Below are 13,631 nucleotides of genomic sequence, written 5' to 3'. Positions count from 1 at the left end.
CCGAAGACGTCGCAGTGACGGACCGGCGGTTGTACGGAGCAGGTGCACGTTCGCCGATGTCACATCGGGGAGGGGCCGTCCCGTCAGGGATGTGAAACCACCGGCACGGCGGAGGAGTTCCCCCATGACAGCCAGCAACAAAGCGACGTTCAGCCGCTTCCACTCCGTCCTGAACAGCGGTGACGCGGAGGCCATCGCGCAGACCATCGACGAGGTCGTCGCGCCGGACCTGCTCTTCCACGCGCCCGTACCGATGGGCGCGACGGGGGCGCAGGCGCTCAAGCACGTGTGGACGGTGCTCCTTCGCGCGTTCCCCGACCTCCATGTCGAGATCGAGGACGTGATCGCCGAGGGGGACAAGGTCGTCGTCAGAAACACGGTGACCGGAACCCACCGGGGCGAGTACCGGGACCTCCCGCCCACCGGTAGGTCCGTCAGATACGACGAGATCTTCATCTTCCGCTTCGCGGGCGGCCGGATCGCCGAGGTCTGGGGCGTCGTCGATGTCTTCGCGCAGATGCGGCAGCTCGGCGTGATTCCCGGGAGCGCTCCGTGAGGACGCGGTCATAGCCCTGCGCGACGTAGGCCCTGAGCCGAGGTACCTGGGGAGCAGATGCACCCGCGGAACCGCTCCCTCCCCGCGGGCAGTGGGGAGGGAGCGGCTGGTCCGGACGGGTCCGGACGGGTCCGGACGGGACCGGCCCGGCGGTTCGGCTGGTTCGGCCGGGCCAGGGGCCCGGGCCGTCGGTTACCGCCAGTCCGGCATCATGGCCGCGGAGTAGCGGGAGCCGGCCGCCCCGTGCGGCAGGATCTCCTCGATACGGCGGAGGTCCTCGGGCGAGAGGGTGACCTGGGCGGCGGCCACGTTCTCCTCCAGGCGTCGTGGGCTGCGGGTGCCCGGGATGGGCACGATGTCGTCGCCCTGCGCGAGCAGCCAGGCCAGGGCCAGCTGGGTGACCGCGATGCCCTTGCCCTCCGCCAGGGCGGTCAGCTCGCGGACCGCGGCGAGGTTCTTCTCGTAGTTGCCGGGCTGCCAGCGGTCGTCCTGGCTGCGCATGTCGTCGGCGGGGTAGTCGGCGGCCGGTTTGACGGCGTCGGTGAGGAAGCCGCGGCCGAGGGGCGAGTACGGCACGAAGCCGATGCCCAGTTCCCGGACCACCGGCAGGACGTCGGCCTCCACGGCCCGCTCGAACACCGAGTACTCCGTCTGCAGCACCGAGACCGGGTGGACCGCGTGGGCCCGCCGGATGGTGTCGGGGCCGGCTTCGCTCAGCCCGAAGTAACGCACCTTGCCTTCGGCGATCAGTTCCCCGACCGTGCCGGCCACGTCCTCGACGGGTACGTCCGGGTCCACGCGGTGCTGGTAGAGCACGTCGAGGCGGTCGGTGCCGAGGTGGCGGAGGCTGCTCTCGGCGACCTCGCGGATGTGCTCGGGACGGCTGTCGAAAGCGGCACCGATCCTGGCCGGGTCGCTGAGGTCGAAGCCGAACTTGGTGGCGAGCAGGATGTCGTCGCGGAAGTCCTTCACCGCGCGGCCGAGGAGCTGTTCATTGCTGCCGGTGCCCAGGCCGTACAGCTCCGCGGTGTCGAAGAGGGTGACGCCGAGTTCGTGGGCGCGGCGGATCGTGGCGATGCCGCTCTGTTCGTCCGGGGCCCCGTAGGCCATGGTCATGCCCATGGTGCCCAGGCCGATCGCCCCGGCCTGGAGCCCCTGGCCGCCCAGAGTCCGGCGGGGGAGGTTCGTCGTGTCGTGTGCCATGCCCTCGACGCTAGAGAACCGGAGCCCGGCGGGCATGGGGCACGGGTCGCATAGAATTGCCTGATCCCCTCAGGAACGGAGCGTGCGGTGCTCGATCGCCTGGCCACGGTCATCGACCGGCACTGCGGGGTACCCGACTCGGACGGCAAGATCCCCAGGCTCTCCCTCGTCGCGGTGCACGAACCCGTCGAGCCCACCGACCTGCTGTACGAGCCGATGATCTGCTTCATCGCCGACGGCGCGAAGCGCACCACCGCAGGAGACCTCGGCCTGGTCGCACGCGCCGGCGACATGCTTCTCACCACGGTCGACCTGCCCGCCGCCGTCTGCCTGGAAGAGGTGCCCTACCGGTCCGTCCTCATGCGGCTGGACGAGCAGGTGCTCGCCGGCCTGCTCATCGAACTGGACGAGACCGGCCCGGCCGTCCCGTCGGCCGCGGCGGGGCAGATCAGCGCGGAGATGCCCCCGGAACTCGTCGACGCGGTCACCCGCTGGGCCGAACTCCTCGACACCCCCGAGGACATCGGCCCCCTGGCCCCCCGGATCGAGAGCGAGATCCTCTACCGGCTGCTCCGTAGCTCTCTCGGCGCCGTCCTGCGCCAGTGGTTGCTCGCCGACTCGACCACGAGCCGGGTGCGCCGGGTGGCCCGGTGGATCTGCGAGCACTACACCGAGCCGCTCAGCATCGACGCGATCGCCGCGGTCGCGCACCTGAGCCCGGCCGGCCTGCACCGGCACTTCAAAGCGGCCACAGGTATGAGCCCGCTCAAGTACCAGAAGCACCTGCGGCTGCAGGAGGCCCGGCGGCGCCTGGTCGCGGGCGACGCCACCGCGGCCCAGATCGCACAGGCGGTCGGATATGTGAGCGCCACCCAGTTCAGCCGCGAGTACCGCAGCGCCTACGGCCTGCCCCCGGGACAGGACGCCACCCGGCTCCGCGCCCGACTCACCGGTCGTCCCGGTCCAGGGCCTCGATCGCCCGCACGATCAGCGCCCGCGCCTGGGCGCCGTACACGGCCAGGGCCTGAAGCTCCTCGAACGCCTTGAGATAGAGGGCGATTTCGGATGGCTGGGTGATGTTCACCTGCGCCGACAGCAGTTCCACATTGACCAGAGTGTCGTCGAAGACGCTGAACGTCTCCTGCACCCACAACGGCCGTTGCGCCGTGTTCATCGGGATCACTCCCAACGAAACGGAGGGAAGGGCGCCCGCGCCGAGGAGATGACCGAGCTGGGCGGCCATCGTGTCGCTGTCGCCCAGTTGGAAGCGGAGTACGTGTTCTTCCACCAGGAGTACGAAGCGATGTCCGGCCTCGTGGATGATCTGAGACCGCTTCACGCGGGCCGCTGCCGCCTCGGCACCGTCGTCCGGAACGTCCAGGAGCTGTGCGTTCGTGCTGAGCAGGACTCGCGCGTAACCCTCCCTCTGCAACATGCCGGGGATCAGGCCAGTCGTGTACACACGGAACACCTTGGTGGACCTGTACAGCTGCGTGTAGCTCTCCTGGATCTGGCGGAGACCCGTACGGGCCCGGCGCCGCCACTCCGTGTAGAGCGATTCCGCGTGCAGGGACGCGGCGATCAGGTCCTCCGCCTGGTCCTCGGCCGCGCAGGCCCGGCACCACAGGCGGATATCGGTCGGTGACGGCGGAGTCCGCGCGTTTTCCATGCGCGAGGTCTTCGCGTGGTGCCAGCCACACGCAGAGGCCAGCTCCGTACCCGTGAGTCCCGCGTCCCTCCTGAGGTCGCGCAGCCGCCGGGCGACGTTCTTGCGGGCGGCTTGGGCGGAGGAGGACGGGGATATGGGCACGGGAACTGGCCTACCGGTCTTCGTTTGTCAGCGGATCTCGTACGCGCCGTGCGGGACGGCGCGCTCCCATACGGCTTCGAAGGCGTCGACACACTGCTTGACGACGTCCGCCTCCGACCGTAGCTCCATCCGGGGCTCCGCCCAATCCCCTTCTCCGCCGAAGTGGTTGAACATCACGGTCGCGCTGTCGAAGATCCACAGATCACTGCCGGGAAGCAACAGCGTGGCGGCATTGCGCCTGGCCAGCCATCGCACTTGCTCACCCGCGTGCACATTGACCCCGGCCCCGGCGTGCTCGTACCGGATGTAGTCGGTGACCGGTTCGGAGACGACGCGAGCACGCCGTACGACGACCCCTCGGGCGGTGGCACCACTGATCAGGTCGACCCAGGGAGCCCAGTACTCGGACGCGGGGTCGGTGTCCCGTCGGCCGGAACGCTTCCACTCGCTGAAGTCGGCGGACTCGTCGCCCACGCCGTAGACGTCGCGCATCTCCAGATGGACGGCGGAGCGCTGAGTGGCGGCCAGGAGCTCCTTAAAGTCGGGCTTGTTCTGCGACATCGCACGCCTTCCTCAGCAGGGGCACCAGATGGACGGGGATACGGATGACGGTCTCGCCGGCCGGGATCCCTTTGGCGTGTCCGGGGGCGGTGTTCTCCGCGCAAGCGCGGCACGTGGCGTCGTCCGCGGTGTAGCTCTGCATCAGGATGTCTGCCGTGCTGTTGTCCACCCACGCGGTGGGTGAACCTACGTTCCCTGTTTCAGGGTCGATGCCGATGAACTGTAAGTCCATGGTCGCCTACTCCTTCTCGGGCTGTGTGCCAATGTGCACGATTCTCAAGCCGAACTGACGGCTCGTCAAGGACGTGCAGCCGCCATACCGTTACGTGAAATCGCTGTGCGCACATCCATGCACATTGCTTGAGATGGCGCGACCCGGGCGTCTACGGTCCCGGACATGAACGCGCATATCGACGCAAAGGGTGGGGTCGGCCTGTGACGCGGGCCAAGGGCTGCTCAGGCGTCGCGCGCCGTTCGATGCCCGCTCCGGCCGCTCTTTCCCTGGCAGGACAGCGACCGAAGCGGGTCCGTGCACCGCCCGTCGTGAAGAAGGGAACGGCACATGGCCATCATCCACGCACGAATCGGGCCGCTCGTCCAGGCGGACCCGGACAACACCGATATCGAGGACGGCGATGGTGGCGGGTCCAATCCGTCCTCGGGCTGCGGAGACAACGCGGCCTGAGCTCGCGGGCCCTGTGGCCTGAGGCCGGTGAACCAGCGAGGAGCGCCCCGGTCAGGCCGGGACCCGCCCTGACCGGGGTGCTCCTTCATCAGAGAGGGAGAACGTGGGACGGATCATGACGGGGACCGGACGGGTGACCGTACTGGCGCTGCTGCACACCTGGCCCGACCGGTATGCCGTTCTCGCCTACACCACCACCGGCCATGTCGGCGACACCGCCGTCATCGGCCATGTACCCACCCCCGCCGCGCCGGATCTGTCACTCATGGGGACTGCCGCGCGGCACGATCCCGCCCGGCTCTACGGTTCGGCCGCCGGGGCCGGTTTCGCCGAGGCGTGCTGGTTGATCTGTGTCGGGTGGAGCGGGCGCGGCCTGCCCAAGCCCGGCGGGCTCGAACTGTACGGTGCCGCCTGGTCGCTGGAGCTCGACGGGACGACGGAACTCGGGCGGAACATGTACGGGCACGACCGCCTTCACGTCGGCCGCTTCTCGTTCGACGATCCGGCGCGGGCGCGTCAGGCGCGAGGGGTGTGCCCGTATTCCGGGGAGGCGGCACGGAAGGGGTGATCGCCGTCCCGGTCGTGTGAGGTTGCCGGATCCCGGCAGCCTCACGGCGGTACGCCGCTGCCGTACTCCACCCTGTCGCCCGATCGGCGCTGTGTGGCTCAATGCTCGCAGACCGGAGGGGGCAACGGGGATGACGGGGATGACGGTGCGGACAGGCTGGCGGGCGGAACCGGTCCGGCCACGGGTGGCGTGGCTGCGGGCGGTGGCGTGGGCGCTGCTCGGGGTGGTGTTGCTGGGGCTCTCCGCCGCCGCGGGTGTTCCGGTACGCGAACGGGTCGCCGATGAGGAGGCGTTCCAGGGCGCACGGCCCTGCGGCAGCGAGGCGGCGCCGGAGGACACGGCGGACTGCCTGCGCACGATCCGCGGAACGGTGCTCTCCGCCGAGCCGGTCAAGAGCGGCAGGGCGATGGTCTTCCAGGTGCGGTTGCGGGGCCCGGTTCCCGCTCCCGCGGACCGGCCGCTGGACCTCGATACGCACGGCGACCTGTCGGAGCGCATCAAGCCCGGGGACGAGGTGGAGGTCACCACCTGGCGGAACGTCCAGGTCTCCGTCGGCCACGACGGGCTCGGCGAGACGCTGCCCGGCCTGCCGGACGAGAAGGCCACGATGCTCGTCGGGGTCGCGCTGGCCGCCGCGTGGCTGGCGATCCTGGCCTTCATCGCCACGTTCCGGGGCGCCGGTCGGGCCCGCCGCCTCGCCGCGGGCCGCCCCTTCGCACCCCGGGTCCCGTTCGGTCCGGCGAAATGCGTAGGCGTGGTGGCCCTGCCGATCGCCGTGGCGATCCTCGCGGGCCAGGTCTGGGACGCCTGGACGGCGGTGGTGGCGACCGTGGTCATCTGGGCCGCGACAGCACTGCCGGCCACGGTCGCCGGGATGCTCTGGGACCGCGACGAGCCCCGCGGCACAGCAGGCTGACACGGCGGCGCAGCACGGTGCGGTGCGGTGCGGTGCGGTGCGGAACCGCGAACGTCAGCACCGGGAGGGGCTCTTCGGGGATCCGGCTCAGCCCGCTCAACCCGGCGTCGAACTCGGCGATCGAGGTCGGCAGGCGGGTGGCGATGTCCTGGGCCCGCGGAGACTCCGGGGCCAACCCTGATGGCGCTGACGCTCAGCCCGGTACGGCGCGCCACGTCCCCGGTCGCGTACAACCCGCGCTCACCACCTCGCGCTCACAACCCCGCTGTCCGAGCCTCGCTGTACGAATCCCGCTGTACGAATCCCGCCGGCCGAGTTATCGGCCCGCGCGCCTAGGGGGATTCCGTGGGGTGCGGCGGCAGCGGGGCCAGGGCCGATTTGAGTTCCGCTCTTCTGCGGATGCCCAACTTCCGGTAGGTGCTGGTCAGATGGGTCTCGACGGTGCGTTTGGCCAGGTGCAGCAGTTCGGAGATCTCCGCGTTCGTGCTGCCGTCCGCCGCCAGTGCCGCGATCCGGCGTTCGCTCGCCGTGAGGGAATTCGTGCCGGTGAGCGGGGTGTTCCTGCGGCGGGCGCCGCTGGCCCGCAGTGCCGTCTCCGCCATGGTCAGCAGGCGCGGCGCCGCCAGGCGTTCGGCCGTCGATGCCGCCTCGCGGAGCAGCGGGCGGGCCCGGCCCGGGCGGCCCGCGGCGACGAGCTGGCGGCCGTGCGCGACGAGGGCCTGGGCGAGTTCGGTGTCCAGCGGGGTGTTGCGCAGGGCCTCGACGGCCTCGCCGGTGAGTTCCAGGCCGCGCCTGCCGCCCGTGGCGGCGCCCAGGACGCGCAGCGCCCGGCCCCGTACCCGGGGGGTGTTCCACACGGTCGCGTACCGGTACTCCACCTCCGCGATCGCCAGCGCCTCCTGCGGCTGGCCCAGCGCGAGATAGCACTCGGCGGCGGCCGAGCGCCACGGCGTGACGACCGGGCTCTCGATGTCCCGGCCGGTCTGGCGGCTGCCGCACTCCAGGAAGTCGGCGAGCGCGCCCGCGTGGTCGCCGGTGGCGGCGCGCAGCACGCCGCGCGCGTACAGGAAGCGGTTCAGCTCCCAACTGTCGTGCGCCTCGCTGACGTTGACGCCCGTGACCAGCCGTTCCGCCTCCGCCGTACGGTGGTGCTCCACGAGCGCCAGCACCCGGTGCGCCAGGAAGTTGCTGGGCCCGGCGCGCGGCGCGTCCGGCGGTGGCGGGACCACGCCGGCCGTCTCCTCCAGCACTCGCGCGTACTGCCCGCCCGCGGCGGCGGTGTCCACCCGCACGTTCACCAGGGACGGGTGGATCGGGTGCAGCGGCGACAGCCGGTGCTCCGTCAGCCCGGCCCTGACCAGCCGTTCCGCGTCGTCCCGGGCGTCCGCCCACTGGGCCACGGCGGCCGCCGTACCCAGCAGGTACGGCACCAGCAGCGGATCCTCCGGCGCGGTCAGCAGCCGCCGGATCTGCCGCATGGCCCAGTCGGCGGAGATCAGCCCGGCCGTCGCCTCGTACCGGATGAGCAGGGTCCGTACGGCCGGACTCATCCCCTCCGGGGAGTTCGCCGCGGTCTCGCGCAGCCGGGCGTAGACGCGGCGCCGTATCTCCCGGTCGTGGTCGGAGAGGAGCGCGGCCGCGGTCTGCACCGTACGGGCCAGGACGGGCTCGTCCTCCAGGGCGCCCAGCCCGCGCAGTACGTCGAACGCCGCGTGCGGCTCGCCCCCCTGGGCCAGCGCCGTGCCCAGCGTGACCGCCGTCATCACGCGCTCCCGCGGCCGCTCCTGAAGCCGTAGCGCCTCGGCGAGCCGGGATATCCCCGACGACCGTACGGTGGCGAACTCCAGCGCGCCCAGCTCGGCCAGCACCGCCGCCCGGCGCTCGCGCGGCAGCGGTTCGTCCAGCGCGCGGCGGAGGAAGGCGACCGCGTCGGCGGTCCTGCCCTCCCGCGCCGCGGCGGACGCGGCGTCCAGCAGGGTCCCCGGCACCCACGCCGAACCGTCCGACGGCGTACGCAGCAGATGCGCGGCCACGGCGCCGACCCGGTCGCCCCGGCGGCGGCGCAGCTCGGCGGCGCGCCGGTGCACGGCCTGGCGGTGCGAGCGGGGCCAGCCGTCGAGCACGGCTTCGCGCAGCAGCGGGTGGGCGAAGCGGGGGCCGCCGTGGACGGGGTCGCGGCGCAGCACGCCGAGCCGGACCATGGCGGTGAGCCAGCCGGCGACACGGGACGGGTCGGCCCAGGTCACCTCGGCGAGCAGGCCGCCCACGTCGTCGGTGTCGTCGTCGCCCGCCAGCTCCGCCAGCGTCCTGGCCACGGTCGCCGTGCCGGACCCCGCGCTCTCCAGCCACCACGACACGGCCGCGACGAAGGCTCCCGGATACAGCTCGGCGGTGCTCGTCGGCAGCTTCGCCTCCGTATCTCCGTGCGCGTCCGGGAAGACCGCCCGCAGATCGTCCAGCAGCGCCCCCAGCAGCAGCGGGTTGCCCGCGCCCGCCCGTACGCAGCCCTCCACCCACTCCTCGGACGCGGCTGCGGCCTGCTCCCCGGTCCCGGCAGGGGCGCCGCGTATCAGCCGCTCGGCTGCCGCCCGGCTCAGCGGCGCCAGCGCGTGCGAGCCGACCGTCGCGGGCGGCAGCGCGTGGGCCAGGCCCGGTGACGGGGGCGCGATGTCGTACTGGCCGCGTTCGGTCACCACCATCAGCACCGGCAGCCCGGTCAGCCTGCGGGCGCTCTCCGTCAGCCAGCGCCGGGACTCCTGGTCGGCGAGATGGACGTCGTCCACGGCGACCAGCAGCGGCGACAGGGCCGCGTACCCGCACAGCACCTGCCACAGCCGGGCCGAGGACAGCGCCCCCGGGCTGTCCTCGTCAGGGGCGAAGCGGTCGGGCACGGACAGGAGTTGGCGTACGAGGGTGAAGGGCCCCTCGGCGCCGCCGGGGGAGGCGTGCGCCCGCAGCACCCGCATGCCGAGCTTCGTGCCCAGTGCCGCCGCGGCTTCGAGCAGCGTGCTGCGGCCCGTGCCGGTCGGGCCGCGGAACACGACCAGCCGGCCGGAACCGTCCAGCGCGCGCCCCGCCTCGAAGGCGAGGAGGTCGAGCGCGGCCTCGCGTTCGAGCAGCCTCGGCCAGGGGGAGGAAGGGGAGGGTATGGAAGGGGACATGGGTGGGGGTGGGGGTGTCCTCGGGAACGGGGTGGTGGTGTGGTCCGGGCCGGTGCCCGGCCCGGCGCCCAGGGGCGCGTCCGATGCCGCGGTCATGGGTGGACCTCCCGCCGATCTCGTGGTCGGTCTCGTGGTGGGCCACGGTTGCGGCCCTTGCCCTGAGAGAGGGACGGTGGGAAGAGATTGTTCCGCTAACGCAAGGACGTAAGGGAATGGTTCTCCGTACCCCGGCCAGAATCCCGGTCGAGGTCCACGCATCGGACCCGCTCTCCCTCGCCGGAGCGGCCAGCCAGCTCCGCAGGCAGCCGGAGATAGAGCTCGTCGAAGAAGCCACCGGACGGCCGGGAACGGTCGCGGTGCTGCTCGCCGAGGCGCTGGACGAACCCACCCTGTCCCGGCTGCGCCGGCTGGTCAGGGCGGACGGCACCCGGGCCGTCCTCGTCACCAGTCTGATCCGTGAGGCCGAACTGCTCCAGGTGATCGAGTGCGGAGTCGGCGCGATCGTCTGGCGCCGCGAGGCCACCGGACACCGGCTCCTCCAGGCCGTCCTGGCCGCCTCACGCGGTGACGGAGACCTGCCGTCCGACCTGCTGGGGCGCCTGATCACCCAGGTCGGCACGTTGCAGCGCGGCACCACCAACGTGCCGGGCGCCCCCGCGTCGGGTCTGGCGCCGCGCGAGGTGGACGTCCTCCGGCTGGTGGCCGAGGGGATGGATACCGGGGAGATTGCCAGCAAACTGTCGTACTCCGAACGCACGGTCAAAAATGTCATGCACGGTCTGACGACCCGTCTGCAACTCCGCAACCGTGCCCACGCCGTGGCCTATGCCTTGCGGGAAGGCTACATCTGATGGTTCGGACCTGAGTCAAGGTTCCCGGGGGCAGAGGAGCCTGCCCCTTGATCGTCCCGTGCGTGCCTCGTGGAGCGGATGCTCCGCGGTCCACGATTGCCTGGGGTGTGCCGTGCCGTCACACCGGCGCGCCGAGGGCCGCGGACTGTTCGTCCGAGGGCCGCGGACTGTTCTCCGAACGGGCTGTCACCCCCTCGGCGGGCGGCGGTGCCGGCCGACCCGCGACGATGTACGACGTGAAGGGCTGCGACCGTGATCCACGAGGTGGACGATGTCCTCAAGGGCTTGCTGACCGGAGGAGCCCTCGCCGGTTCGGGCGTCGAGGTCACCTTCGAGGCCCCGACCCGTGACTGGGCGGCGCGTCAGAACGCCCCGACCATCGACGCGTATCTCTACGACATCCGCGAGGACACCCGGCGGCGCGAGCGCGGCGCGGGCGCCGTCCGTGACGAGCAGGGCATCGTGGTGAAACGGCGACCGCCACCGCGCTGGTTCCGGCTCGCGTATCTCGTCACCGCCTGGACCAAGCGTCCGGAGGACGAACACCGGCTGCTCTCGGCCGTGCTGGCCACGCTCCTGCCCCATGAGCTGCTCGCCCCGGCGGAACTGACCGGTGGGCTCGCCGAACTCGGTCTCAACGTCCCGGTGTCCGTCGCGGGTCTGCACACCGAGGCGCGCTCGCTCGCCGACATCTGGTCGGCGCTCGGCGGCGAACTCAAGCCGTCGCTCGACGTGGTGATCACCGTGCCCTTCCCGTCCTACCGCGAGTTCGATCCGGGCCCGCCGGTCGTCGAGGGAGTGGGCGTACGGGTCAGGGACATGGGTGGCCCGGAGACCGCCCGGAGCGAGCGGCATCACCTTCCCCGGCACCTGAAGAAGAAGGACGGGCCGACGAAGTTCGGTGTGGGCCCGGGGGAGAAGGGATGAACGCGGTGTCTCCGCTGCTCGGAAGGGTGACCGGGCTGCGTGAGCGGGTGGCGCGGCTGGTCGAACTCCGCAGCGCCGACGACCCGACGGCGGCGGATCCCCTGCGGGGGCTGTACCTGTCGGAGGAGGCGGTCTGGCGACTGCTCTCGCCGCCGGGAGGCACAGGAGGGCCCGGAGGGCCGGAGGACACAGGAAGGCCGGGAGAGCCGGAGGGCTCTGCCCCCGAAGAGGCTGAACCGGTCTCGGCCGGCGGACCGGTGCCTGCCGACGGACCGGCCCCCGCTGACGCGCCGGCCCCTGCCGACGGACCGGCCCCCGCCGACGGACAGGTCCCCGTCGGCGCGCCGGCCCCCGCCGACGCACGGGCCTCCGTGGAGGAAACCGCCGCATGGAGCGACCGGCTGCATCAGCTCGCGCGGCGGCTGCGCCTGAGCGAACTCGACGCCACGATCCTGCTGATCGCCCTCGCGCCCGACCTCGACCGCACCTTCGAGGCGCTGTACGGCTATCTCAACGACGACGTCAGCCGCCGCCGGGCCACCACCGGGCTCGCGCTCGAACTGTGCGGGATCCCGGCGTACTCGCCCGCCGGACGGTCCAGGTTCCAGGCGTCGGCCCCGCTGGTCGCACTGGGGCTGATCGTGGTGGAGGATCCGGAGCGCCCCTTCCTCAGCCGCAACCTGCAAGTCCCCGACCGGGTGGTGGCGCATCTGCTGGGTGACGACACCCCGGACGCGGCGCTGGACAGGATAGTGCGGCCCTTGCCCTTCAGGGAGGGCCGCCCGTCCGCGTACGGACCCGGCGACGATCCGGGTTCGGGCGCCGGCCTGGTGGTCTCCCGGCTGGTCAGGCGCCTCACCGAGAGTCACGGCACGGTCTATCTGCGGGAACACCGCGAGGGCGAGGGCCTGGCCTGCGCCACTGCCGCCCTGGACGCGGCCGGGATCCCGGCGATGCATCTCCTGCCGGGTGCGTGGGAGTGGTCGCAGGGCGAGCGGCCGCAGGGGGAGACCCCGTCGAAGGCGGACATTCCGTACGCGGAACTCCTCCGCGAGGCGCGGCTGTCCGGCTCGGCCGTCGTCGTCACCTCGCTCCCGGAACAGCCGCACGAGCTGGTGCGGACGCTGGCGGTCGCCGATGTGACGGTGGTGTTCACGAGCACCCGTCCGTACGACCCGCGCTGGTACAACGGCGGGGAGCCCGGCGGCGAGCCCCTGGTGCTGGACACGCCCCGGCAGCGGGCGGGCAACCTGGAGGCGTGGACGGACGCGCTGGCCGGGCTCTCGGGGGCCGGGACGGAGCTGGAATTCGATCTGGCGCCCGTCGTCGCCGCCTACCGGCTCGGCAACGAGGGGATCAACCGCGCGGCGCGCACCGCGCTCGACCTCGCCGACTTCGACGGTACCCCGCTGTCGGCGGAGCATGTCCGGCTCGCCGCGCGTCAGCAGTCGGCGTCGGGCCTCGAACAGCACGCGCGGCGGATCCGCCCCGACGTCACCTGGGACGATCTCGTCCTGCCCGACCGGCCGCTGGGACAGTTGCGGGAACTGGCCCTGCGCTCCCGCCACCGTGATCGGGTCCTCGGCGACTGGCGGCTCAGCGCGGGCGGCGGGCGCGGACGGGGCGTGCTGGCGCTGTTCGCGGGCGGGTCCGGTACGGGAAAGACCCTCTCCGCGGAGGTGGTCGCCGCCGAACTCGGCCTGGACCTCTACGTCGTACAGCTCTCGTCGATCGTGGACAAGTACATCGGCGAGACGGAGAAGAACCTGGAGCGGATCTTCACGGAGGCCGACCGTACGGACGCGGTGCTGCTCTTCGACGAGGCCGACGCCGTCTTCGGCAAGCGCTCGGAGGTGAAGGACGCGCACGACCGGTACGCGAACATGTCGAGCGCCTACCTTCTCCAGCGGCTGGAGTCCTTCGACGGTATCGCTCTGCTCACCACCAACCTGCGCGGCAACATCGACGAGGCGTTCACGCGCCGCCTGGACCTGGTCATCGACTTCCCGTTCCCCGACCCCGAGCAGCGCCTCGCGCTCTGGCGCCACAGCCTCAAGCATGTCCCGTGCGCCGACGACATCGATCCGACCCCGTGCGCGAAGGACTTCGAGCTGGCGGGCGGTTCGATCCGCAGCGCGGTGGTGACGGCGGCGTACGCGGCGGCGGGACGGGGCGAACCCGTCGCCACCGGCGACCTGCTGACGGGCGCGCAGCGCGAGTACCGCAAGGCGGGACGGCTGGTGCTGGACGGCGGGGACTGGTAGCACCCGGACACCCGGAGATTCGGACACCTGGAGACCCGGAACCCGGAACCCGGAGGCCCGGAGACCCGGAACCCGGAGATTCGGACACCCGGGCAGTGGCGGAAGGGGCGGCGGCCGGAGTGAGAACTC

Annotated in this window: 13 protein-coding genes; 8 read left to right on the top strand and 5 right to left on the bottom strand. The window is 72.0% G+C overall.

The window, feature by feature from the left end; genetic code table 11:
- The first annotated feature begins 124 nt into the window (after positions 1 to 124).
- Complete coding sequence (locus ACFXKG_RS15645; RefSeq protein WP_384838070.1) at positions 125 to 556, top strand: ester cyclase; 432 nt, start codon at positions 125 to 127, stop codon at positions 554 to 556.
- A 192-nt stretch (positions 557 to 748) separates the two neighbouring features.
- On the opposite strand, the gene ACFXKG_RS15640 is transcribed toward ACFXKG_RS15645, so the two are convergent.
- Complete coding sequence (locus tag ACFXKG_RS15640) at positions 749 to 1,759, bottom strand: aldo/keto reductase (protein ID WP_384838067.1); 1,011 nt, start codon at positions 1,757 to 1,759, stop codon at positions 749 to 751.
- Between the two features lie 87 nt (positions 1,760 to 1,846).
- Between ACFXKG_RS15640 and ACFXKG_RS15635 the strand changes: the two genes are divergently transcribed.
- Entirely contained in the window at positions 1,847 to 2,806 is a 960-nt protein-coding gene (locus ACFXKG_RS15635; RefSeq protein WP_384838064.1) for an AraC family transcriptional regulator N-terminal domain-containing protein, read from the top strand.
- On the opposite strand, the gene ACFXKG_RS15630 is transcribed toward ACFXKG_RS15635, so the two are convergent.
- From ACFXKG_RS15630 to ACFXKG_RS15620, 3 genes are read right to left on the bottom strand one after another with little or no spacing between them, the layout of a single operon-like run.
- Entirely contained in the window at positions 2,706 to 3,569 is an 864-nt protein-coding gene (locus ACFXKG_RS15630) for a helix-turn-helix domain-containing protein (protein WP_384838061.1), read from the bottom strand. The two genes, ACFXKG_RS15635 and ACFXKG_RS15630, sit on opposite strands and share 101 nt — an antisense overlap.
- Before the next feature lie 27 nt (positions 3,570 to 3,596).
- The gene (locus tag ACFXKG_RS15625) at positions 3,597 to 4,130 is read right to left on the bottom strand and encodes a DUF6879 family protein (RefSeq protein WP_384838058.1); all 534 of its coding nucleotides are present in this window, start codon (positions 4,128 to 4,130) and stop codon (positions 3,597 to 3,599) included.
- The gene (locus tag ACFXKG_RS15620; RefSeq protein WP_384838055.1) at positions 4,105 to 4,362 is read right to left on the bottom strand and encodes a hypothetical protein; all 258 of its coding nucleotides are present in this window, start codon (positions 4,360 to 4,362) and stop codon (positions 4,105 to 4,107) included. The genes ACFXKG_RS15625 and ACFXKG_RS15620 overlap by 26 nt, the downstream gene beginning before the upstream one ends.
- A 330-nt stretch (positions 4,363 to 4,692) precedes the next feature.
- Between ACFXKG_RS15620 and ACFXKG_RS15615 the strand changes: the two genes are divergently transcribed.
- From ACFXKG_RS15615 to ACFXKG_RS15605, 3 genes are all read left to right on the top strand, one after another.
- On the top strand, positions 4,693 to 4,815 hold the full coding sequence (locus ACFXKG_RS15615) for a hypothetical protein (protein WP_382895673.1): 123 nt from the start codon (positions 4,693 to 4,695) through the stop codon (positions 4,813 to 4,815).
- Positions 4,816 to 4,930: 115 nt separating this feature from the next.
- Positions 4,931 to 5,383: a hypothetical protein gene (locus ACFXKG_RS15610; protein ID WP_384838052.1), complete on the top strand. Its 453-nt coding sequence runs from the start codon at positions 4,931 to 4,933 to the stop codon at positions 5,381 to 5,383.
- 139 nt (positions 5,384 to 5,522) lie between these two features.
- The gene (locus ACFXKG_RS15605) at positions 5,523 to 6,299 is read left to right on the top strand and encodes a hypothetical protein (RefSeq protein WP_384838051.1); all 777 of its coding nucleotides are present in this window, start codon (positions 5,523 to 5,525) and stop codon (positions 6,297 to 6,299) included.
- Between the two features lie 332 nt (positions 6,300 to 6,631).
- Here the strand turns inward: ACFXKG_RS15605 and ACFXKG_RS15600 are convergent, their stop codons facing one another.
- Positions 6,632 to 9,556 carry a LuxR C-terminal-related transcriptional regulator gene (locus ACFXKG_RS15600; RefSeq protein ID WP_384838048.1) on the bottom strand — a complete coding sequence of 975 codons (2,925 nt, stop codon included), beginning with the start codon at positions 9,554 to 9,556 and terminating at the stop codon, positions 6,632 to 6,634.
- A gap of 116 nt (positions 9,557 to 9,672) precedes the next feature.
- Here ACFXKG_RS15600 and ACFXKG_RS15595 point away from each other — a divergent pair, with 116 nt between their 5' ends.
- From ACFXKG_RS15595 to ACFXKG_RS15585, 3 genes are all read left to right on the top strand, one after another.
- Entirely contained in the window at positions 9,673 to 10,311 is a 639-nt protein-coding gene (locus ACFXKG_RS15595) for a LuxR C-terminal-related transcriptional regulator (RefSeq protein WP_384838045.1), read from the top strand.
- A gap of 252 nt (positions 10,312 to 10,563) precedes the next feature.
- On the top strand, positions 10,564 to 11,238 hold the full coding sequence (locus ACFXKG_RS15590; RefSeq protein ID WP_384838042.1) for a DUF4255 domain-containing protein: 675 nt from the start codon (positions 10,564 to 10,566) through the stop codon (positions 11,236 to 11,238).
- Positions 11,235 to 13,502 carry an ATP-binding protein gene (locus ACFXKG_RS15585; RefSeq protein WP_384838039.1) on the top strand — a complete coding sequence of 756 codons (2,268 nt, stop codon included), beginning with the start codon at positions 11,235 to 11,237 and terminating at the stop codon, positions 13,500 to 13,502. Before ACFXKG_RS15590 ends, ACFXKG_RS15585 begins: the two co-directional genes overlap by 4 nt.
- Positions 13,503 to 13,631 lie beyond the last annotated feature (129 nt).

This window comes from Streptomyces sp. NPDC059255 (assembly GCF_042752355.1).
GTDB lineage: Bacteria > Actinomycetota > Actinomycetes > Streptomycetales > Streptomycetaceae > Streptomyces.
Note: the sequence above shows the minus strand (reverse complement) of the source record. Positions and strands in the feature narration are given on the sequence as shown.

Excerpts from the sequence above, each read along its gene's own strand:
- ACFXKG_RS15605 (WP_384838051.1), top strand. The coding sequence starts at position 5,523 with ATGACGGTGCGGACAGGCTGGCGGGCGGAACCGGTCCGGCCACGGGTG.
- ACFXKG_RS15640 (WP_384838067.1), bottom strand. The coding sequence starts at position 1,759 with ATGGCACACGACACGACGAACCTCCCCCGCCGGACTCTGGGCGGCCAG.
- ACFXKG_RS15610 (WP_384838052.1), top strand. The coding sequence starts at position 4,931 with ATGACGGGGACCGGACGGGTGACCGTACTGGCGCTGCTGCACACCTGG.
- ACFXKG_RS15620 (WP_384838055.1), bottom strand. The coding sequence starts at position 4,362 with ATGGACTTACAGTTCATCGGCATCGACCCTGAAACAGGGAACGTAGGT.
- ACFXKG_RS15595 (WP_384838045.1), top strand. The coding sequence starts at position 9,673 with ATGGTTCTCCGTACCCCGGCCAGAATCCCGGTCGAGGTCCACGCATCG.
- ACFXKG_RS15600 (WP_384838048.1), bottom strand. The coding sequence starts at position 9,556 with ATGACCGCGGCATCGGACGCGCCCCTGGGCGCCGGGCCGGGCACCGGC.
- ACFXKG_RS15615 (WP_382895673.1), top strand. The coding sequence starts at position 4,693 with ATGGCCATCATCCACGCACGAATCGGGCCGCTCGTCCAGGCGGACCCG.
- ACFXKG_RS15585 (WP_384838039.1), top strand. The coding sequence starts at position 11,235 with ATGAACGCGGTGTCTCCGCTGCTCGGAAGGGTGACCGGGCTGCGTGAG.
- ACFXKG_RS15645 (WP_384838070.1), top strand. The coding sequence starts at position 125 with ATGACAGCCAGCAACAAAGCGACGTTCAGCCGCTTCCACTCCGTCCTG.
- ACFXKG_RS15625 (WP_384838058.1), bottom strand. The coding sequence starts at position 4,130 with ATGTCGCAGAACAAGCCCGACTTTAAGGAGCTCCTGGCCGCCACTCAG.